The 16,610-nt window shown below is 46.1% G+C and carries 31 protein-coding genes and 1 rRNA gene; all 32 read right to left on the reverse strand.

What is annotated here, in order from left to right; all coding sequences use genetic code 11:
• Nucleotides 1-195 (reverse strand): 16S ribosomal RNA (locus tag L4C36_RS21570); the annotation flags it as partial.
• A 927-nt stretch (nucleotides 196-1,122) separates the two neighbouring features.
• Nucleotides 1,123-1,506 (reverse strand): 50S ribosomal protein L17, encoded by a 384-nt coding sequence (gene rplQ / locus L4C36_RS21575; protein WP_428479853.1) that lies wholly within the window; start codon nucleotides 1,504-1,506, stop codon nucleotides 1,123-1,125.
• Between the two features lie 33 nt (nucleotides 1,507-1,539).
• The gene (locus L4C36_RS21580) at nucleotides 1,540-2,529 is read right to left on the reverse strand and encodes a DNA-directed RNA polymerase subunit alpha (RefSeq protein ID WP_428479854.1); all 990 of its coding nucleotides are present in this window, start codon (nucleotides 2,527-2,529) and stop codon (nucleotides 1,540-1,542) included.
• 23 nt (nucleotides 2,530-2,552) lie between these two features.
• The gene (gene rpsD, locus L4C36_RS21585; RefSeq protein ID WP_428479855.1) at nucleotides 2,553-3,173 is read right to left on the reverse strand and encodes a 30S ribosomal protein S4; all 621 of its coding nucleotides are present in this window, start codon (nucleotides 3,171-3,173) and stop codon (nucleotides 2,553-2,555) included.
• Between the two features lie 27 nt (nucleotides 3,174-3,200).
• Entirely contained in the window at nucleotides 3,201-3,590 is a 390-nt protein-coding gene (rpsK, locus tag L4C36_RS21590) for a 30S ribosomal protein S11 (RefSeq protein ID WP_005370963.1), read from the reverse strand.
• 19 nt (nucleotides 3,591-3,609) lie between these two features.
• Nucleotides 3,610-3,966: a 30S ribosomal protein S13 gene (gene rpsM / locus L4C36_RS21595; protein ID WP_428479856.1), complete on the reverse strand. Its 357-nt coding sequence runs from the start codon at nucleotides 3,964-3,966 to the stop codon at nucleotides 3,610-3,612.
• A 145-nt stretch (nucleotides 3,967-4,111) separates the two neighbouring features.
• On the reverse strand, nucleotides 4,112-4,225 hold the full coding sequence (gene rpmJ, locus L4C36_RS21600; protein ID WP_000868186.1) for a 50S ribosomal protein L36: 114 nt from the start codon (nucleotides 4,223-4,225) through the stop codon (nucleotides 4,112-4,114).
• Nucleotides 4,226-4,255: 30 nt separating this feature from the next.
• Nucleotides 4,256-5,581, reverse strand: coding sequence for a preprotein translocase subunit SecY (gene secY, locus L4C36_RS21605; RefSeq protein ID WP_428479857.1), 1,326 nt, complete (start codon nucleotides 5,579-5,581; stop codon nucleotides 4,256-4,258).
• A 22-nt stretch (nucleotides 5,582-5,603) separates the two neighbouring features.
• Nucleotides 5,604-6,038 carry a 50S ribosomal protein L15 gene (gene rplO / locus L4C36_RS21610; RefSeq protein ID WP_428479858.1) on the reverse strand — a complete coding sequence of 145 codons (435 nt, stop codon included), beginning with the start codon at nucleotides 6,036-6,038 and terminating at the stop codon, nucleotides 5,604-5,606.
• Nucleotides 6,039-6,043: 5 nt separating this feature from the next.
• A complete protein-coding gene (rpmD, locus tag L4C36_RS21615; protein WP_047876503.1) occupies nucleotides 6,044-6,223 on the reverse strand; it encodes a 50S ribosomal protein L30 in 180 nt (59 codons plus the stop codon).
• Nucleotides 6,224-6,228: 5 nt separating this feature from the next.
• Nucleotides 6,229-6,726, reverse strand: coding sequence for a 30S ribosomal protein S5 (gene rpsE, locus L4C36_RS21620; protein WP_428479859.1), 498 nt, complete (start codon nucleotides 6,724-6,726; stop codon nucleotides 6,229-6,231).
• 12 nt (nucleotides 6,727-6,738) lie between these two features.
• Nucleotides 6,739-7,092, reverse strand: a complete 354-nt coding sequence (gene rplR / locus L4C36_RS21625; protein WP_047876502.1) for a 50S ribosomal protein L18 — start codon at nucleotides 7,090-7,092, stop codon at nucleotides 6,739-6,741.
• Nucleotides 7,093-7,101: 9 nt separating this feature from the next.
• Entirely contained in the window at nucleotides 7,102-7,635 is a 534-nt protein-coding gene (rplF, locus tag L4C36_RS21630) for a 50S ribosomal protein L6 (protein WP_428479860.1), read from the reverse strand.
• Between the two features lie 12 nt (nucleotides 7,636-7,647).
• On the reverse strand, nucleotides 7,648-8,040 hold the full coding sequence (rpsH, locus tag L4C36_RS21635; protein WP_428479861.1) for a 30S ribosomal protein S8: 393 nt from the start codon (nucleotides 8,038-8,040) through the stop codon (nucleotides 7,648-7,650).
• A gap of 35 nt (nucleotides 8,041-8,075) precedes the next feature.
• Nucleotides 8,076-8,381 carry a 30S ribosomal protein S14 gene (gene rpsN / locus L4C36_RS21640; protein ID WP_428447279.1) on the reverse strand — a complete coding sequence of 102 codons (306 nt, stop codon included), beginning with the start codon at nucleotides 8,379-8,381 and terminating at the stop codon, nucleotides 8,076-8,078.
• A 15-nt stretch (nucleotides 8,382-8,396) separates the two neighbouring features.
• On the reverse strand, nucleotides 8,397-8,936 hold the full coding sequence (gene rplE, locus L4C36_RS21645) for a 50S ribosomal protein L5 (RefSeq protein ID WP_428479862.1): 540 nt from the start codon (nucleotides 8,934-8,936) through the stop codon (nucleotides 8,397-8,399).
• A gap of 14 nt (nucleotides 8,937-8,950) precedes the next feature.
• On the reverse strand, nucleotides 8,951-9,262 hold the full coding sequence (rplX, locus tag L4C36_RS21650) for a 50S ribosomal protein L24 (RefSeq protein WP_428479863.1): 312 nt from the start codon (nucleotides 9,260-9,262) through the stop codon (nucleotides 8,951-8,953).
• Nucleotides 9,263-9,274: 12 nt separating this feature from the next.
• Nucleotides 9,275-9,646 carry a 50S ribosomal protein L14 gene (gene rplN, locus L4C36_RS21655; RefSeq protein WP_428479864.1) on the reverse strand — a complete coding sequence of 124 codons (372 nt, stop codon included), beginning with the start codon at nucleotides 9,644-9,646 and terminating at the stop codon, nucleotides 9,275-9,277.
• A gap of 164 nt (nucleotides 9,647-9,810) precedes the next feature.
• Entirely contained in the window at nucleotides 9,811-10,065 is a 255-nt protein-coding gene (gene rpsQ / locus L4C36_RS21660; RefSeq protein WP_428479865.1) for a 30S ribosomal protein S17, read from the reverse strand.
• Nucleotides 10,065-10,256 carry a 50S ribosomal protein L29 gene (rpmC, locus tag L4C36_RS21665; RefSeq protein WP_428479866.1) on the reverse strand — a complete coding sequence of 64 codons (192 nt, stop codon included), beginning with the start codon at nucleotides 10,254-10,256 and terminating at the stop codon, nucleotides 10,065-10,067. Before rpmC ends, rpsQ begins: the two co-directional genes overlap by 1 nt.
• A complete protein-coding gene (rplP, locus tag L4C36_RS21670; protein ID WP_428479867.1) occupies nucleotides 10,256-10,666 on the reverse strand; it encodes a 50S ribosomal protein L16 in 411 nt (136 codons plus the stop codon). Before rplP ends, rpmC begins: the two co-directional genes overlap by 1 nt.
• An 11-nt stretch (nucleotides 10,667-10,677) precedes the next feature.
• Nucleotides 10,678-11,367 carry a 30S ribosomal protein S3 gene (gene rpsC / locus L4C36_RS21675; RefSeq protein ID WP_428479868.1) on the reverse strand — a complete coding sequence of 230 codons (690 nt, stop codon included), beginning with the start codon at nucleotides 11,365-11,367 and terminating at the stop codon, nucleotides 10,678-10,680.
• 19 nt (nucleotides 11,368-11,386) lie between these two features.
• Nucleotides 11,387-11,719, reverse strand: a complete 333-nt coding sequence (gene rplV / locus L4C36_RS21680) for a 50S ribosomal protein L22 (RefSeq protein WP_047885226.1) — start codon at nucleotides 11,717-11,719, stop codon at nucleotides 11,387-11,389.
• Nucleotides 11,720-11,729: 10 nt separating this feature from the next.
• Complete coding sequence (gene rpsS / locus L4C36_RS21685; RefSeq protein ID WP_005302795.1) at nucleotides 11,730-12,008, reverse strand: 30S ribosomal protein S19; 279 nt, start codon at nucleotides 12,006-12,008, stop codon at nucleotides 11,730-11,732.
• Between the two features lie 18 nt (nucleotides 12,009-12,026).
• A complete protein-coding gene (gene rplB / locus L4C36_RS21690; RefSeq protein WP_428479869.1) occupies nucleotides 12,027-12,851 on the reverse strand; it encodes a 50S ribosomal protein L2 in 825 nt (274 codons plus the stop codon).
• 18 nt (nucleotides 12,852-12,869) lie between these two features.
• Complete coding sequence (gene rplW, locus L4C36_RS21695; RefSeq protein WP_299016685.1) at nucleotides 12,870-13,172, reverse strand: 50S ribosomal protein L23; 303 nt, start codon at nucleotides 13,170-13,172, stop codon at nucleotides 12,870-12,872.
• Nucleotides 13,169-13,771: a 50S ribosomal protein L4 gene (rplD, locus tag L4C36_RS21700; RefSeq protein WP_428479870.1), complete on the reverse strand. Its 603-nt coding sequence runs from the start codon at nucleotides 13,769-13,771 to the stop codon at nucleotides 13,169-13,171. Before rplD ends, rplW begins: the two co-directional genes overlap by 4 nt.
• Nucleotides 13,772-13,787: 16 nt before the next feature.
• Nucleotides 13,788-14,417: a 50S ribosomal protein L3 gene (rplC, locus tag L4C36_RS21705; RefSeq protein WP_428479871.1), complete on the reverse strand. Its 630-nt coding sequence runs from the start codon at nucleotides 14,415-14,417 to the stop codon at nucleotides 13,788-13,790.
• A gap of 14 nt (nucleotides 14,418-14,431) precedes the next feature.
• Nucleotides 14,432-14,743, reverse strand: a complete 312-nt coding sequence (rpsJ, locus tag L4C36_RS21710) for a 30S ribosomal protein S10 (protein WP_002541412.1) — start codon at nucleotides 14,741-14,743, stop codon at nucleotides 14,432-14,434.
• 374 nt (nucleotides 14,744-15,117) lie between these two features.
• Nucleotides 15,118-15,597, reverse strand: coding sequence for a bacterioferritin (gene bfr, locus L4C36_RS21715; RefSeq protein ID WP_428479872.1), 480 nt, complete (start codon nucleotides 15,595-15,597; stop codon nucleotides 15,118-15,120).
• Nucleotides 15,598-15,680: 83 nt separating this feature from the next.
• Nucleotides 15,681-15,869, reverse strand: a complete 189-nt coding sequence (locus L4C36_RS21720; protein ID WP_428479873.1) for a (2Fe-2S)-binding protein — start codon at nucleotides 15,867-15,869, stop codon at nucleotides 15,681-15,683.
• A 346-nt stretch (nucleotides 15,870-16,215) separates the two neighbouring features.
• Nucleotides 16,216-16,610 (reverse strand): EF-Tu C-terminal domain-related protein (locus L4C36_RS21725; RefSeq protein WP_489685894.1); only part of this gene is annotated, 395 nt, incomplete at its 5' end.

The following is a 16,610-nucleotide window of genomic DNA, read 5'->3' on the forward strand; positions in this document are numbered from 1 at the left end:
GTCCGTAGACGTTATGCGGTATTAGCCATCGTTTCCAATGGTTATCCCCCACACTAAGGCATGTTCCCAGGCATTACTCACCCGTCCGCCGCTCGTCAGCAAAGAAAGCAAGCTTTCTTCCTGTTACCGCTCGACTTGCATGTGTTAGGCCTGCCGCCAGCGTTCAATCTGAGCCATGATCAAACTCTTCAATTAAAAGTGTTTGCTGCTATAAATAGCGGCTCAATGAAAAACTGTGTTGTTCATTACCGAAGTAATGAACGAATTGACTGTGCCAAAATAACTTGCGTCATTTTGTATTGGTCACTCAGTATCATTGATAATTCTTTTGTTGACTATCATTTCACGAGTGCCCACACAGATTGCATGGTCAAATTGTTAAAGAACGTTGACTTAACAATCAAACTCTTTCGAGTTGCTTGCCAGGTCAGGGTTGCGAATTCTACGCCATCCCAACTTAATGTCAACAAGTAATTCTTAATGAATTAAAACAACTTATTTGACACCCCTCTTTCGAGGCCGACCCGGTTAACACTTGCTTATCTGCGTGTTGCTCCGTGTCGATGAGGTGGCATTATAGGGAGATAATACGCGCTGACAACCCTTTTTTATCCACTCACCGCTCAGTCGCTCACCAAACAAACAAAAACACAAAAGTCGTACTAATAACACCCTTGATCACACGCTATTTGTCTCTATCAGGATGACAATCCCCTTTCCCCTCCTGTCTTTATTACTCCTTTTTCGCCATCAAACAGGCACTGTCCATCACAAAGAACAGCCATTGCATCCAACATCATGATCAGGTCGAGGAGGGGATAACTTAATGGTATGCACCAAAATAAGCGTATCAGCGTATAGATCGCCGCAACGGCCTTCATGATCTAACAAGCTGGGGCTGCACAACAAACGCATCTTTATAAAGACATAACAAAAAGCGGGAACGGAAAAATGATTTATCGATAAGACGCCGAAGTACCGATAGAGATAGAGATAGAGATAGAGATAGAGATAGAAGAGTCAAAGAAGGGAAGGTGAAACACAAATCTTTGTAATGGTAAAAAAAACAAAAAAAAGCCGAGTTAAAAAACTCGGCTTTTTTTGTATTTAACGCACTATTGCTTATTCAGCAGTAGCTTCTTCCTTTGCAGGACGATCTACAAGCTCAATGTAAGCCATAGGGGCTTTATCGCCAGCACGGAAACCGCACTTAAGAATGCGAGTATAGCCGCCCGGACGTTGAGCAAAACGTGGACCTAATTCGTTAAACAGTTTCGCAACGACTTCGTTATCACGAGTACGAGCGAATGCAAGACGACGGTTAGCAACACTGTCTGTCTTAGCTAGGGTAATCAATGGCTCAATTACGCGACGCAGCTCTTTTGCCTTAGGCACGGTAGTCTTGATAAGTTCGTGACGTACCAGAGAGCTAGCCATGTTGCTGAACATCGCTTTGCGATGGCTGCTGTTGCGGTTGAGTTGACGACCACTCTTACGATGGCGCATGACCTAATCCTTCTAACTAGATATCAGTAACTATTAATCTTCAGCAATTGATGCTGGCGGCCAGTTTTCTAGGCGCATACCTAGAGACAAGCCACGTGATGCCAGCACGTCTTTGATTTCAGTCAAAGACTTTTTACCAAGGTTTGGCGTTTTAAGTAGCTCAACCTCAGTACGCTGAACGAGATCACCGATGTAATGGATCGCTTCTGCTTTTAGACAATTCGCAGAGCGAACAGTTAGTTCAAGATCGTCTACAGGACGCAGTAGGATCGGATCGAACTCCGGCTTCTCTTCTTTTTCTTCAGGAACACGTACATCACGAAGATCTACGAATGCATCCAGTTGTTCAGCAAGAATCGTTGCTGCACGACGGATAGCTTCCTCAGGATCAAGAGTACCGTTGGTCTCCATATCGATAACAAGCTTGTCAAGGTCAGTACGTTGTTCAACACGTGCTGCTTCAACTGCGTAAGCGATACGGTCAACTGGGCTGAATGTTGCATCAACCAGTAGACGACCAATTGGACGCTCGTCTTCTTCTGTGTGAATTCGAGCAGACGCTGGTACATAGCCACGACCACGCTCTACCTTGATGCGCATGCTGATTTCAGCATTGTCATCAGTTAGGTGGCAGATTACGTGTTCTGGGTTCGCAATCTCAACATCACCATCATGGGTGATGTCACCTGCAACAACAGGGCCTGCACCAGATTTATTCAGAGTAAGGATAACTTCGTCTTTACCCTCAACCTTAACGGCTAGGCCCTTAAGGTTTAGAAGGATCTCAAGAACATCTTCCTGTACTCCTTCTTTGGTGCTGTACTCGTGCAACACACCATCGATCTCTACTTCAGTTACGGCACAACCCGGCATTGAAGATAGAAGAATACGACGTAGAGCGTTACCAAGAGTGTGGCCGAAACCACGCTCAAGTGGCTCAAGAGTTACTTTTGCATGCGTCGAGTTAACTTGTTCAATATCAACAAGACGTGGCTTAAGAAATTCTGTTACAGAACCCTGCATTGTGTCCTCTCTTAACTATAGCTTTACTTAGAGTAAAGCTCGACGATCAGGTGTTCGTTGATGTCGGCAGACAAATCAGAACGCTCTGGAAGACGCTTAAACGTACCTTCCAACTTGCTGCTGTCTACTTCGACCCAAGTCGGTAGTTCACGCTGAGTAGCAACTTCTAGAGCTGCTTTGATGCGTGCCTGGTTCTTAGCTTTCTCGCGAATGCTAACAACGTCGTTTGCCGTTACCTTGAAAGAAGGAACGTTTACGACTGTACCGTTAACTAGGATCGCTTTGTGGCTTACCAACTGACGTGATTCAGCGCGTGTAGCACCGAAACCCATGCGGTAAACAACGTTATCTAGACGACCTTCAAGAAGCTGAAGCAGGTTTTCACCTGTGTTGCCTTTAAGGCGAGCAGCTTCTTTGTAGTAGTTACGGAATTGCTTCTCAAGTACGCCATATGTACGACGAACTTTCTGCTTCTCACGAAGCTGAACGCCGTAGTCAGATAGACGACCGCGACGCGCACCATGCATGCCCGGTGCGTTATCAATCTTACACTTGGTATCAATCGCGCGTACACCAGACTTAAGGAATAAGTCAGTGCCTTCACGACGGCTAAGCTTCAGCTTAGGACCCAAATATCTTGCCATGTTCTTTCTCCAGTTTTCCTAGAAACGTTATACGCGACGTTTCTTAGGTGGACGACAACCGTTATGTGGAATCGGAGTCGCATCAACAATGTTAGTGATACGGAAACCCGCAGCGTTTAGAGCGCGGATAGTAGACTCACGACCAGGACCTGGGCCCTTAACCATAACTTCTAGGTTCTTAACGCCATATTCTTTGGCCATTTCACCACAACGCTCAGCAGCAACCTGTGCAGCGAACGGAGTAGATTTACGAGAACCGCGGAAACCTGAACCACCTGCAGTAGCCCAAGATAGAGCGTTACCCTGACGGTCAGTAATGGTTACGATTGTGTTATTGAAAGAAGCATGAATGTGCGCAACGCCATCAGCTACTTGCTTACGTACGCGCTTACGCGCGCGAGTTGGTTGTTTTGCCATTGTACTCTACCTTATCCGATTATTTTTTGATCGGCTTGCGCGGACCCTTACGGGTACGTGCGTTGGTTTTAGTACGCTGTCCACGTAGTGGTAGACTGCGACGATGACGAAGACCGCGGTAACAGCCAAGGTCCATAAGACGCTTGATGTTCATCGATACTTCACGACGTAGATCACCTTCTACAGTGTACTTAGCTACACCATCACGCAGTTGATCGATCTGCTCTTCAGTTAGTTCACTGATCTTAACACTTTCAGCAATACCCACTTCAGCTAGAATAGCTTTAGAGCGAGTTTTACCAATGCCGTAGATCGCAGTAAGTGCGATTACAGAATGCTTATGATCAGGAATGTTAATGCCTGCAATACGGGCCACTATTCACTCCTAGTACTTTTCAAGAATAACCGCTGCAGAGCCCGTCTAGGATACGCAGCGGTGGAACAATTCTTTTGCACACACAAAAGATTGGTTGGCTAATTTAGCCAACCTACCTTCAATTTGCAAGAAATATTTCTGCTAATTAGCCTTGGCGTTGTTTATGCTTTGGCTCACTGCAAATTACACGCACAACACCGTTGCGCTTGATAACTTTACAGTTACGGCAGATTTTCTTAACGGAAGCACGAACTTTCATTGCTAAACTCCGTAAATGAGTTAACCAATCTTAACGGCTTGAGCCTTTCAGATTAGCCTTTTTCAAAACAGACTCATATTGTTGAGACATCAAATGTGTCTGAACTTGAGCCATGAAGTCCATAATGACTACAACTACAATCAGTAGTGAAGTACCGCCAAAATAGAAGCGGACATTCCATGCAATCATCATAAACTCGGGGATCAGACAGATAAAGGTAATGTACATCGCACCGACCAATGTCAGACGGGTCATCACTTTATCTATATATTTTGCGGTCTGTTCTCCCGGGCGAATACCAGGTACGAACGCACCAGACTTCTTCAAGTTGTCAGCTGTCTCGCGAGGGTTAAACACCAACGCGGTATAGAAGAAACAGAAGAAAATAATCGCAGCAGCATAAAGCATCACATAAAGTGGCTGACCTGGACTTAGCGCAAGTGATACATCACTGAGCCAAGACAAGTTTTCATTCTGTCCAAACCACTGAGTCAGTGTGCCTGGGAACAGAATAATGCTTGATGCAAAGATTGCTGGAATTACCCCTGCCATGTTGATTTTCAACGGCAAGTGCGTGCTTTGCGCAGCAAAGACACGACGGCCTTGTTGACGCTTGGCATAGTTAACGACGATTCGACGCTGACCACGCTCCATAAACACGACAAAGTAGATAACAGCAAAAGAAATTACTGCAATTAATAGCAGAAGAAGTACGTGCAATTCACCTTGACGCGCTTGCTCCACTGTCTGTCCAATAGCTGGTGGCAAACCTGCAACGATACCAGTGAAAATAATCACAGATATGCCGTTACCAATGCCACGTTCAGTAATTTGCTCACCTAACCACATTAAGAACATGGTGCCGGTAACCAAACTCACAACCGCAACAAAGTAGAATCCAAGACCTGGGTTTACGACCAGATCAGGGATCATACTTGGTAACCCCGTCGCAATACCAATTGCTTGGAAGGTTGCCAAAACAAGCGTGCCGTAACGGGTATACTGGCTTATCTTACGACGGCCAGACTCCCCTTCCTTCTTCAGCTCTGCCAAAGGCGAATATACAACCGTTAGCAACTGGACAATGATCGATGCCGATATATACGGCATGATGCCCAGCGCCAGAATGGAAGCACGCTCAAGTGCACCGCCAGAGAACATGTTAAACAGTTCAATGACGGTACCCTTTTGCTGTTCGAACAGATCGGCAAGTACAGCAGCGTCAATACCAGGAATAGGCACAAAGGAGCCCGCTCGGAAAATTAAGATAGCACCTAATACGAACAGCAGGCGAGTCTTAAGCTCTGCTAGGCCACCTTGCGCACTACGAAAATCTTGTCCTGGTTGTTTAGCCATCTGTACCTCATCCTCGAGTTAATTATTCCTCGATTTTACCGCCTGCAGCTTCGATAGCAGCTTTAGCGCCTTTAGTCACGCGTAGACCTTTAACAGTTACAGCACGAGTGATCTCACCAGAAAGTACAACTTTCGCGAACTGAATGTTCTTAGTGATTACATTCGCAGCCATAAGTGTTTCTAGGCTTACTACGTCACCTTCAACTTTCGCTAGCTCTGCTAGACGAACTTCAGCTGATACTAGGCTCTTACGAGAAGTAAAACCGAATTTTGGTAGACGCTGTTTCAAAGGCATCTGACCGCCTTCGAAGCCTGGACGTACAGAACCACCTGAACGTGATTTCTGACCTTTGTGACCACGGCCACAAGTTTTACCCAGACCTGAACCGATACCACGGCCTACGCGCTTCGCAGAAGGCTTAGAACCAGCAGCCGGTGATAGAGTATTCAAACGCATACTGATTACTCCTCAACTTTAACCATGTAGTAAACCTTGTTGATCATGCCGCGTACGCAAGCAGTATCTTCAAGTTCTACAGTGTGGTTGATGCGACGAAGGCCAAGGCCCAGCAAAGTAGCTTTATGTTTCGGTAAACGACCGATAGAGCTCTTTGTCTGTGTTACTTTAATAGTCTTTGCCATGTCGATTACTCCAGAATTTCTTTAACAGAAAGACCACGCTTAGCAGCGATCTTTTCTGGAGAGTTAATTCCACTCAAACCGTCAATTGTTGCGCGAACAACGTTGATTGGGTTAGTAGAACCGTATGCTTTTGCAAGAACGTTACGGATACCCGCAACTTCTAGCACTGCACGCATTGCACCACCGGCGATGATACCAGTACCTTCTGAAGCAGGCTGCATGTACACTTTAGAACCAGTGTGTGCGCCTTTAACAGCGTGGTGTAGAGTACCGTCGTTTAGTGAAACAGTAACCATGTTACGGCGTGCTTTTTCCATCGCTTTCTGGATTGCAGCAGGAACTTCACGTGCCTTGCCGTAACCAAAACCGATGCGACCGTTACCGTCACCAACTACAGTCAGTGCAGTAAAGCTGAAAATGCGTCCGCCTTTAACCGTCTTAGATACACGGTTAACAGCGATCAGCTTTTCATTCAAATCTGATTGAGTTTTTTCGTTAGCCATCTTCCGCCTACCTTAGAATTTCAGACCAGCTTCACGAGCAGCTTCTGCTAGTGCAGCTACACGGCCGTGGTATTGGAAACCAGAACGATCGAATGCAACGTTAGAGATGCCTTTTTCAATCGCGCGCTCAGCAATAGCTTTACCTACAGCTGCAGCAGCGTCTTTGTTACCGGTGCTCTTAACCTGCTCACGGATCGCTTTTTCTAGGGTAGAAGCGGCTGCGATTACCTCAGAGCCATTTGGTGCGATTACCTGAGCGTACACGTGACGTGGAGTACGGTGTACAACTAGGCGAGTTGCGCCCAGTTCAGCAATCTTACGACGTGCTCGGGTCGCACGACGGATACGAGATGCTTTCTTATCCATAGTGTTACCTTACTTCTTCTTAGCTTCTTTAGTACGCACGATTTCATCGGCGTAACGAACACCTTTGCCTTTGTAAGGCTCAGGGCTACGGTAAGCACGAATATCTGCAGCTACTTGACCAACAACCTGCTTATCAGTACCAGTTAGTACGATTTCAGTTTGTGAAGGACATTCAGCTTTGATACCTGCTGGTAGTTCATGCGCAACTGGGTGCGAGAAGCCTAAAGTTAGGTTAACAGTTGAACCAGCAACGTTCGCACGGTAACCAACACCTTTCAGAGTAAGCTTCTTAGTATAGCCTTCAGTAACACCAACAACCATGTTGTTAACTAGTGCACGAGCAGTACCTGCTTGAGCCCAAGCCTTATCGAATCCTTCACGAGGACCGAAAGTGATGGTGTTTTCTTCCTGGGACAATACAACTGCCTGGTGGATAGTACGAACTAGTTCGCCTTTACCGCCTTTAACAGTGATTTCCTGACCGTTGAGTTTAACTTCTACGCCGGCAGGAATAACTACTGGTGCTTTTGCAACACGAGACATTTCCTACTCCTATTATGCTACGTAGCAGATAATCTCACCGCCAAGGCCCGCTTTACGAGCAGCGCGGTCGGTCATAAGACCCTTGGAAGTTGAGATAACAGCAATACCAAGGCCACCCATCACTGATGGTAGAGCATCTTTTTTCTTGTAGATGCGCAGACCAGGACGTGATACACGTTGGATTTGCTCGATAACTGGGTTAGCTTCGAAGTACTTAAGAGTAACTTCTAGCTCAGGCTTAACTTCACCAGTTACGGTGAAATCAGCCACGAAACCTTCTTCTTTTAGAAGTGCAGCGATTGCAACTTTCTGCTTAGAAGATGGCATTTTAACAGCAACTTTTTTCGCTGCCTGACCGTTACGAAGACGGGTCAGCATATCCGAAATCGGATCTTGCATGCTCATAAGTTAATACTCCGTGATTCTGAATTGCTAGCTGATTACCAGCTTGCTTTACGTAGACCCGGAATCTCGCCTTTCATGCAAGCTTCACGAACCTTGATACGGCTTAGACCAAACTTACGTAGGTAGCCGTGTGGACGTCCAGTCTGGTTACAGCGGTTACGCTGACGAGACTTCGCAGAATCACGTGGTAGTGACTGAAGTTTAAGCACTGCATTCCAGCGGTCTTCTTCAGACGCATTCACGTCGCTAATTAGAGCTTTTAGCGCAGCACGCTTTTCAGCGAACTTAGCTACTAGCTTGGCACGTTTTACTTCGCGTGCCTTCATAGATTCTTTAGCCATTAGTAACCCTTACTTTTACTTACGGAATGGGAAGTTAAAAGCAGACAGTAGAGCATGAGCTTCTTCATCAGATTTCGCAGAAGTTGTGATTGTGATATCAAGACCACGCACACGATCTACTTTATCGTATTCGATTTCTGGGAAGATGATCTGCTCACGAACGCCCATGCTGTAGTTACCACGACCGTCGAATGATTTCGGGTTTAGACCACGGAAATCACGGATACGAGGTACAGCAATTGAAATTAGACGCTCGAAAAAGTCCCACATACGTTCGCCACGTAAGGTTACTTTACAGCCAATAGGGTAGCCCTCACGGATCTTAAAACCAGCAACAGACTTACGCGCTACAGTGATTAGCGGCTTCTGACCTGCAATTGCAGTCATGTCAGCAGCAGCGTTCTCTAGCAGCTTCTTGTCATTGATAGCTTCGCCCACACCCATGTTAAGTGTGATCTTTTCGATCCTTGGGACTTGCATGATACTCTTGTATTCGAACTTGCCAGCAAGATCTTTTACAACAGTCTCTTTGTAGTAATCATGCAGTTTCGCCATAGTACTACTCCAACTTACTTAATAGTTTCGCCAGTCGACTTGAAGAAACGAACTTTTTTGTCGTCTTCAAATCGGAAGCCTACACGGTCCGCTTTACCTTCACCGTTAACGATTGCAACGTTAGAAGCGTCAATTGCTGCTTCTTTTTCAACGATGCCACCTTGGACGCCCATTGCCGGTACCGGCTTCTGGTGCTTCTTCACAAGGTTAATACCTTCAACGATAACTTTACCGGTTGCTAGAACCTTAGTTACTTTACCTTTCTTACCTTTATCTTTACCAGTAAGAACGATAACTTCGTCGTTACGACGGATTTTAGCTGCCATTTGAATTACTCCTTACAGTACTTCAGGCGCTAGTGAAACGATCTTCATGAACTTATCGCCACGAAGCTCGCGTGTCACAGGGCCGAAAATACGAGTACCGACTGGTTGCTCAGTAGTGTTGTTCAACAGTACGCAAGCATTACGGTCAAAACGAATGACAGAGCCGTCTGGACGACGAACGCCTTTACGAGTGCGCACGACCACCGCTTTCAGAACGTCACCTTTCTTAACTTTACCGCGAGGAATTGCTTCCTTAACAGTAACTTTGATGACATCACCGATATGTGCATAGCGACGGTGTGAACCACCCAGAACCTTAATACACATTACGCTACGTGCGCCGGAGTTATCGGCTGCATCAAGCATACTTTGCATTTGGATCATGTTAGTGCTCCGCTAATTTTAAACATCTAGACCCATTACGAGTCGATTTGCCTTTTCTTCAAAGGCGGCGAATAATAACACCATTTTCGACCGTTGGGTAGACAAAAAATAAACGGCCCCAAAGATTCTCGGGGGCCGCTCTGTTATATCGTAGCTAAGTTCGCTTAACCGCGAGCTTTTTCAACTACGCGTACCAATGTCCAAGACTTAGTCTTTGACAGTGGACGACACTCACGAACTTCAACCATGTCGCCTAGGCCACATTCGTTGTTTTCGTCATGTGCATGAAGTTTAGTCGTGCGTGTGATGTACTTACCGTAGATCGGGTGCTTCACTTTACGCTCGATTGCAACAACAATTGACTTGTCGCCTTTGTCGCTAACAACACGACCAAGCTGAGTACGAATTTTATCGCTCATTATGCGCCAGCCTTCTCAGTCAGAACGGTTTTAACACGTGCGATATCGCGACGTACTGCTTTCAGAGTGTGAGACTGCTGTAGTTGACCAGTTGCAGCTTGCATGCGCAAGTTAAACTGTTCACGTAGCAAGCCCACAAGCTCAGCATTCAGTTCTTCGACGCTTTTAGCGCGCAGATCTTGTGCGTTCATCACATCACCGCCTTTGTTACGAATGTTGTTTTGATTGGTAGCTTACGTGCAGCAAGATCGAATGCTTCACGAGCTAGTGTTTCAGAAACACCATCCATTTCGTATAGAACTTTACCTGGTTGAATCTGTGCTACCCAGTACTCAACGTTACCCTTACCTTTACCTTGACGAACTTCAAGAGGCTTAGATGTGATTGGTTTGTCTGGGAAGACACGAATCCAGATTTGGCCCTGACGTTTGATATGACGAGTCATAGCACGACGTGCCGCTTCGATCTGACGAGCAGTTAGGCGACCACGGCCAACAGCTTTAAGACCAAATGTACCGAAGCTTACATCAGTACCGTTCGCTAGACCGCGGTTACGACCTTTAAAGGCCTTGCGGAATTTAGTGCGTTTAGGTTGCAGCATCAATAAACTCCTTATTTACGGCCTTTGCGCTGCTTCTTAGGCTTGTCAGCCTTAGGCTCTTCAACCGGCATACCGCCTAGAACTTCACCTTTGAAGATCCAAACTTTAACGCCGATAACACCGTATTGGGTGTGAGCCGAAGAAGTTGCGTAATCAATGTCAGCACGTAGAGTGTGTAGAGGCACACGGCCTTCACGGTACCACTCAGTACGTGCAATTTCAGCACCGCCTAGACGGCCGCTTACTTCTACTTTGATACCTTTAGCGCCAAGACGCATAGCGTTCTGAACTGCACGCTTCATAGCGCGACGGAACATTACGCGACGCTCTAGCTGAGACGAAATGCTGTCTGCTACTAGTTGACCGTCTAGCTCTGGCTTACGTACTTCAGAGATGTTGATCTGAGCTGGAACGCCCGCGATCTTCGCTACTGCTGCACGTAGTTTCTCTACGTCTTCGCCTTTCTTACCGATAACAACGCCTGGACGAGCAGTGTGAATAGTCACACGGATGCTCTTAGCAGGACGCTCGATAACGATACGTGAAAGAGACGCTTTTGCTAGTTCCTTAGTTAGGAACTGACGCACCTTGAAGTCGCCGTCTAGGTTGTCAGCGAACTCTTGGCTGTTAGCAAACCAAGTGGTATTCCAAGGCTTACAGATGCCAAGACGAATACCATTAGGATGTACTTTTTGACCCATTGCTTTCTCTCCTAGTCTCTTAGCGGTCTGCTACAACAACAGTGATGTGGCTAGAACGCTTCAAGATGCGATCGGCACGGCCTTTAGCACGAGGCATAATACGCTTCATGGTAGGACCTTCGTCAACGAAGATTTTTGCAACATTAAGATCATCAATGTCTGCGCCTTCGTTGTGTTCTGCGTTAGCGATAGCAGACTCTAGAACTTTCTTGATAAGATCAGCAGCTTTTTTGTTGCTGAAAGTTAGAATTTCTAGAGCTTGAGCAACTGGCTTACCGCGCAGTTGATCTGCAACCAAACGAGCTTTCTGCGGCGAAATGCGAGCAAAGCGATGTTTAGCGATAGCTTCCATTACTTACTCCTTAGCGCTTCTTAGCTTTCTTATCTGCAGCGTGGCCGCGATAAGTACGTGTTGGTGCAAATTCGCCTAGCTTGTGACCGATCATTTCTTCAGAAACGAAAACAGGAACGTGCTGACGACCATTATGGACAGCGATGGTCAAACCGATCATCTGAGGGATGATCATTGAGCGACGGGACCAAGTCTTTACAGGCTTTTTGTCACCGCTTTCCAACGCTTTCTCTACCTTCTTCAGCAAGTGTAGGTCAATAAATGGACCTTTCTTGAGAGAACGTGGCATGGCGTATCCTCTTTATAATTACTTGTTACGACGACGTACGATGTACTTGTCGGTACGCTTGTTCTTACGAGTCTTGTAACCCTTAGTAGGAACACCCCAAGGTGTAACTGGGTGACGACCGCCTGATGTACGACCTTCACCACCACCGTGTGGGTGATCAACTGGGTTCATTACAACACCACGTACAGTTGGGCGGATACCACGCCAACGTGAAGCACCGGCTTTACCTAGCTCACGTAGCATGTGTTCTGCGTTACCAACTTCACCTAGAGTCGCACGACCTTCAGCAAGAACTTTACGCATTTCACCAGAACGTAGACGTAGAGTCACATAAGTGCCTGCACGTGCAATGATCTGAGCGTATGCACCAGCTGAACGAGCCAGCTGTGCACCTTTACCAGGCTTAAGTTCAACACAGTGTACGGTTGAACCTACTGGGATGTTGCGCATTGGTAGTGTATTACCAACTTTGATAGCAGCATCTGCGCCAGACTGGATTGCATCACCAGCCTGAAGACCTTTAGGTGCGATAATGTAGCGGCGCTCACCGTCTGCGTACAGAACTAGAGCGATGTTTGCGCTACGGTTTGGATCGTATTCTAGACGCTCAACTTTCGCTGGGATGCCATCTTTAGTACGTTTGAAATCGATGATACGGTAAGCATTTTTGTTACCACCACCGATGTGACGTACTGTGATACGACCGTTGTTATTACGACCACCAGACTTAGATTTTTTCTCTAGTAGTGGTGCGTACGGCTTACCCTTATGCAGGTCAGAGTTAACCACTTTAACAACGTGGCGACGACCTGGGGAAGTCGGCTTACATTTTACAATAGCCATTCTTCTTTGCTCCTAGCCTTACTCTGCACTGCCAGCGAAGTCGATGTCTTGACCTTCTTTCAAGATAACATACGCTTTCTTCACGTCTGAACGACGGCCTTGGCGCATACCTTGACGTTTGGTCTTACCCTTAGTGATAAGAGTATTTACAGACTTAACTTCAACCTCAAACAGTTTTTCAACTGCTGCTTTGATCTCTTTCTTAGTTGCTGTCATCGCTACTTTGAAAACGATAGTGTTACCGTTTTCAGCAGCCATGGTTGCTTTTTCAGAGATGTGCGGAGCACGTAGAACTTTTAAAATACGCTCTTCAGTGATCATGCTAGCATCTCCTCAACTGCTTTAACTGCTGCTGCAGTCATCACAACTTTATCGAAAGCGATCAAGCTAACTGGGTCGATTGCCTTCGCGTCACGTACGTCTACTTTGTATAGGTTACGTGCAGCTAGGAATAGATTTTCATCTAGTTCACCAGTTACGATCAGTACATCTGCCAATTCGAATTCTTTCAACTTAGCAACTAGTGCTTTAGTTTTAGGAGCTTCGATTGAGAAGTCTTCAACAACGATTAGACGCTCTTGACGAACTAGCTCAGACAGGATGCTCTTCATCGCACCACGGTACATTTTCTTGTTAACTTTCTGGCTGTGGTCCTGTGGACGTGCAGCGAAAGTTACACCACCGGTACGCCATAGCGGACTACGGATTGTACCAGCACGAGCGCGGCCTGTACCCTTCTGGCGCCATGGCTTAGCGCCACCACCAGAAACGTCAGAACGAGTCTTCTGAGCACGAGTACCTTGACGAGCACCTGCTGCAAAAGCAACAACTACCTGATGTACAAGCGCTTCATTGAAGTCACGCCCAAAAGTAGTTTCGGAGACAGTTAGCGCGTTAGCGCCTTTGACTACCAATTCCATTACTAACTCCTCGACGTTACGCTTTAACAGCTGGTTTTACGATCACGTTACCGCCTGTAGCACCTGGTACTGCACCTTTAATAAGAAGCAGATTGCGCTCAGCGTCAACACGTACGATCTCTAGGTTTTGAGTCGTTACACGCTCAGCACCCATGTGACCAGCCATTTTCTTGCCTTTAAATACGCGACCTGGAGTTTGACATTGGCCAATTGAACCCGGAGCACGGTGAGACAAGGAGTTACCATGGGTCATATCCTGAGTACGGAAGTTCCAGCGCTTAACAGCACCTTGGAAACCCTTACCTTTAGATGTACCAGTAACGTCTACTTTTTTGATTTCGTTGAATAGTTCAACAGTTAGCTCAGCGCCAACAGCAAACTCTTCGTTGTTATCTAGACGGAATTCCCAAAGACCGCGACCCGCTTCAACACCCGCTTTCGCGAAGTGGCCAGCAGCTGGCTTAGAAACACGGTTAGCTTTCTTTGAACCAGTAGTTACCTGGATTGCGTTGTAGCCGTCAGTTTCTACAGATTTAACCTGAGAAACGCGGTTTGCTTCAACTTCAACCACAGTTACTGGGATAGAAACGCCATCTTCGGTAAATACGCGGGTCATGCCCACTTTACGACCGATTAGACCAATCATTCTCTTATCTCCCCTTAACCTAGGCTGATCTGAACGTCAACGCCAGCAGCTAGATCTAGACGCATAAGAGCGTCAACAGTTTTGTCTGTTGGCTCAACGATGTCAATTAGGCGCTTGTGAGTACGGATTTCGTACTGGTCACGTGCGTCTTTATTAACGTGAGGAGAAATAAGTACAGTGAAACGCTCTTTGCGAGTAGGAAGAGGGATTGGACCCTTAACCTGCGCGCCAGTACGCTTAGCTGTTTCAACGATTTCCGCAGTTGACTGATCGATCAAACGGTGATCGAAAGCCTTTAGGCGGATACGAATACGTTGGTTCTGCATTAGACAGAGCTCCAAATAAAAATTACACAAACAATATCGCCACTCAGACTCGATAAGACGAGAGAATGCCGATTGATTTATGTGAACGTAGCATCCCTATCGGATACATTGTCAGTCAATTTAATGACTGCGAACATAAGTCAGAGTATACATTGTTAAGTTGACTAGCAACTTCTTCCTCAACGCTTATTGGTTCACAACTGCACTTATGAGATTTGGTTACCTCAGGCAGTGGATGGCATTATACAGATCACACTTTGGAACGCAAGCCTTGTAGGAAAAATAATCAGGCTTGCACAGCATAAAATACGCCTCCTCATTAATTAATTGATAAATAAGGCATTTCTATAACCTACCCCACCCTTATCTATCGATTACTCATCATCATCGACAATTTGTGCCTGGTTATAATTGGCGATCCCCATTTTTTCGATCAGTCCTAACTGGGTTTCTAACCAATCCACGTGCTCTTCTTCATCCGACAAAATTGCTTGGAATACATCACGTGAGACATAGTCATGAACATCTTCCGCATACGCAATGGCTTCGCGCAGATCCGGAATGGCAGCCATCTCCAGTGCTAAGTCACATTCGAGCATCTCTTGGGTATCTTCACCGATATTGAGCTTACCGAGATCTTGTAAGTTAGGGATCCCCTCAAGAAACAGAATACGTTCGATTAAGTGATCGGCATGATTCATCTCATCGATGGACTCATGGTATTCCTTGTCAGCGAGATGCTTGAGGCCCCAATCTTTATACATGCGGGCATGGAGGAAATATTGATTAATGGCAACCAGCTCGTTACCGAGGACTTTATTGAGATGTTGAATAATTTTTGGATCCGCTTTCATCGCACACACTCCTCTGTCGATTGTCTAAAGCATAGAACCGATCAGAGGGGTGTCAAAAGCCTGATGAAGGAAAAGCCCGTGCGTTAACTGGCCTTTTGATATTTTGCTGCCACCGTATGTTCAATCAGCACTTTGGCCTGTCGTATGCACTTGCCACACTGTGATCCTAACGGTGTCAGTTGTCTAAGTCCTTTAAGATCATAGACACCTTCCTGCTCAACCAATTGGGCAATTTTTTTATCTGATATGGCATGACAGAGACAAACAAACATAGGGCAACACTCTTATATTCAATAGGCACAAATATAAACAAGAAGCGTTCTTATTACCACTTGAGGTAATCAAAACATCTATATGCTTTTGGACTATAAAATAGTCAGTTATGCTTTTTATGAATATAAAGACAGACAAGACTAGCTAATCAGACAGCCGTCAGAAATAAGCGGATAAGCGGATAAGCGGATAAGCGGATAAGCGGATAAGCGGATAAGCGGATAAGCGGATAAGCGGATAAGCGGATAAGCGGATAATGGTACATCAACGCATAAAACGAGCAATCACAAAAAGACAAAAAGGGAGCCGAAGCTCCCTTTTTCAGTACTGTGTTACTAGTAGTTATTAAGCAACGATAGTTGCAACAACACCAGCACCAACTGTACGGCCACCTTCACGGATAGCAAAACGTAGACCTTCGTCCATCGCGATTGGCGCGATTAGAGTAACAGTCATAGAGATGTTATCACCAGGCATTACCATTTCAACGCCTTCTGGTAGCTCGATAGTACCAGTTACGTCAGTTGTACGGAAGTAGAACTGTGGACGGTAACCTTTGAAGAATGGAGTGTGACGACCACCTTCATCTTTAGAAAGCACATAGATTTCTGAAGTGAAAGTAGTGTGTGGAGTGATTGAACCTGGCTTAGCAAGAACCTGACCACGTTCAACTTCGTCACGCTTAGTACCACGTAGAAGAACACCAACGTTCTCACCAGCACGGCCTTCGTAAAGAAGCT

The organism is Photobacterium japonica, assembly GCF_050337005.1.
In the GTDB taxonomy this organism is placed as follows: domain Bacteria; phylum Pseudomonadota; class Gammaproteobacteria; order Enterobacterales; family Vibrionaceae; genus Photobacterium; species Photobacterium japonica.

Bases quoted from the DNA above. Each gene is read 5' to 3' on its own strand.
- rpsC (WP_428479868.1), bottom strand. From the start codon at position 11,367: ATGGGTCAAAAAGTACATCCTAATGGTATTCGTCTTGGCATCTGTAAG.
- rpmD (WP_047876503.1), bottom strand. From the start codon at position 6,223: ATGGCAAAGACTATTAAAGTAACACAGACAAAGAGCTCTATCGGTCGT.
- rpmC (WP_428479866.1), bottom strand. From the start codon at position 10,256: ATGAACGCACAAGATCTGCGCGCTAAAAGCGTCGAAGAACTGAATGCT.
- rpsE (WP_428479859.1), bottom strand. From the start codon at position 6,726: ATGGCTAACGAAAAAACTCAATCAGATTTGAATGAAAAGCTGATCGCT.
- secY (WP_428479857.1), bottom strand. From the start codon at position 5,581: ATGGCTAAACAACCAGGACAAGATTTTCGTAGTGCGCAAGGTGGCCTA.
- rpsJ (WP_002541412.1), bottom strand. From the start codon at position 14,743: ATGCAGAACCAACGTATTCGTATCCGCCTAAAGGCTTTCGATCACCGT.
- rplW (WP_299016685.1), bottom strand. From the start codon at position 13,172: ATGATCACTGAAGAGCGTATTTTAAAAGTTCTACGTGCTCCGCACATC.
- rpsS (WP_005302795.1), bottom strand. From the start codon at position 12,008: ATGCCACGTTCTCTCAAGAAAGGTCCATTTATTGACCTACACTTGCTG.
- rplD (WP_428479870.1), bottom strand. From the start codon at position 13,771: ATGGAATTGGTAGTCAAAGGCGCTAACGCGCTAACTGTCTCCGAAACT.
- rplR (WP_047876502.1), bottom strand. From the start codon at position 7,092: ATGGATAAGAAAGCATCTCGTATCCGTCGTGCGACCCGAGCACGTCGT.
- rplV (WP_047885226.1), bottom strand. From the start codon at position 11,719: ATGGAAGCTATCGCTAAACATCGCTTTGCTCGCATTTCGCCGCAGAAA.
- rplN (WP_428479864.1), bottom strand. From the start codon at position 9,646: ATGATCCAAATGCAAAGTATGCTTGATGCAGCCGATAACTCCGGCGCA.
- rpsN (WP_428447279.1), bottom strand. From the start codon at position 8,381: ATGGCTAAAGAATCTATGAAGGCACGCGAAGTAAAACGTGCCAAGCTA.
- rplX (WP_428479863.1), bottom strand. From the start codon at position 9,262: ATGGCAGCTAAAATCCGTCGTAACGACGAAGTTATCGTTCTTACTGGT.
- rplP (WP_428479867.1), bottom strand. From the start codon at position 10,666: ATGCTGCAACCTAAACGCACTAAATTCCGCAAGGCCTTTAAAGGTCGT.
- rpsH (WP_428479861.1), bottom strand. From the start codon at position 8,040: ATGAGCATGCAAGATCCGATTTCGGATATGCTGACCCGTCTTCGTAAC.
- rpmJ (WP_000868186.1), bottom strand. From the start codon at position 4,225: ATGAAAGTTCGTGCTTCCGTTAAGAAAATCTGCCGTAACTGTAAAGTT.
- rplQ (WP_428479853.1), bottom strand. From the start codon at position 1,506: ATGCGCCATCGTAAGAGTGGTCGTCAACTCAACCGCAACAGCAGCCAT.
- rpsD (WP_428479855.1), bottom strand. From the start codon at position 3,173: ATGGCAAGATATTTGGGTCCTAAGCTGAAGCTTAGCCGTCGTGAAGGC.
- L4C36_RS21720 (WP_428479873.1), bottom strand. From the start codon at position 15,869: ATGTTTGTTTGTCTCTGTCATGCCATATCAGATAAAAAAATTGCCCAA.
- L4C36_RS21580 (WP_428479854.1), bottom strand. From the start codon at position 2,529: ATGCAGGGTTCTGTAACAGAATTTCTTAAGCCACGTCTTGTTGATATT.
- rpsK (WP_005370963.1), bottom strand. From the start codon at position 3,590: ATGGCAAAACAACCAACTCGCGCGCGTAAGCGCGTACGTAAGCAAGTA.
- rplB (WP_428479869.1), bottom strand. From the start codon at position 12,851: ATGGCTATTGTAAAATGTAAGCCGACTTCCCCAGGTCGTCGCCACGTT.
- rplC (WP_428479871.1), bottom strand. From the start codon at position 14,417: ATGATTGGTCTAATCGGTCGTAAAGTGGGCATGACCCGCGTATTTACC.
- rplE (WP_428479862.1), bottom strand. From the start codon at position 8,936: ATGGCGAAACTGCATGATTACTACAAAGAGACTGTTGTAAAAGATCTT.
- rplO (WP_428479858.1), bottom strand. From the start codon at position 6,038: ATGCGTTTGAATACTCTATCACCGGCTGCTGGTTCTAAGCCTTCTGCG.
- rplF (WP_428479860.1), bottom strand. From the start codon at position 7,635: ATGTCTCGTGTTGCAAAAGCACCAGTAGTTATTCCTGCCGGCGTAGAA.
- rpsQ (WP_428479865.1), bottom strand. From the start codon at position 10,065: ATGAGCGATAAAATTCGTACTCAGCTTGGTCGTGTTGTTAGCGACAAA.
- bfr (WP_428479872.1), bottom strand. From the start codon at position 15,597: ATGAAAGCGGATCCAAAAATTATTCAACATCTCAATAAAGTCCTCGGT.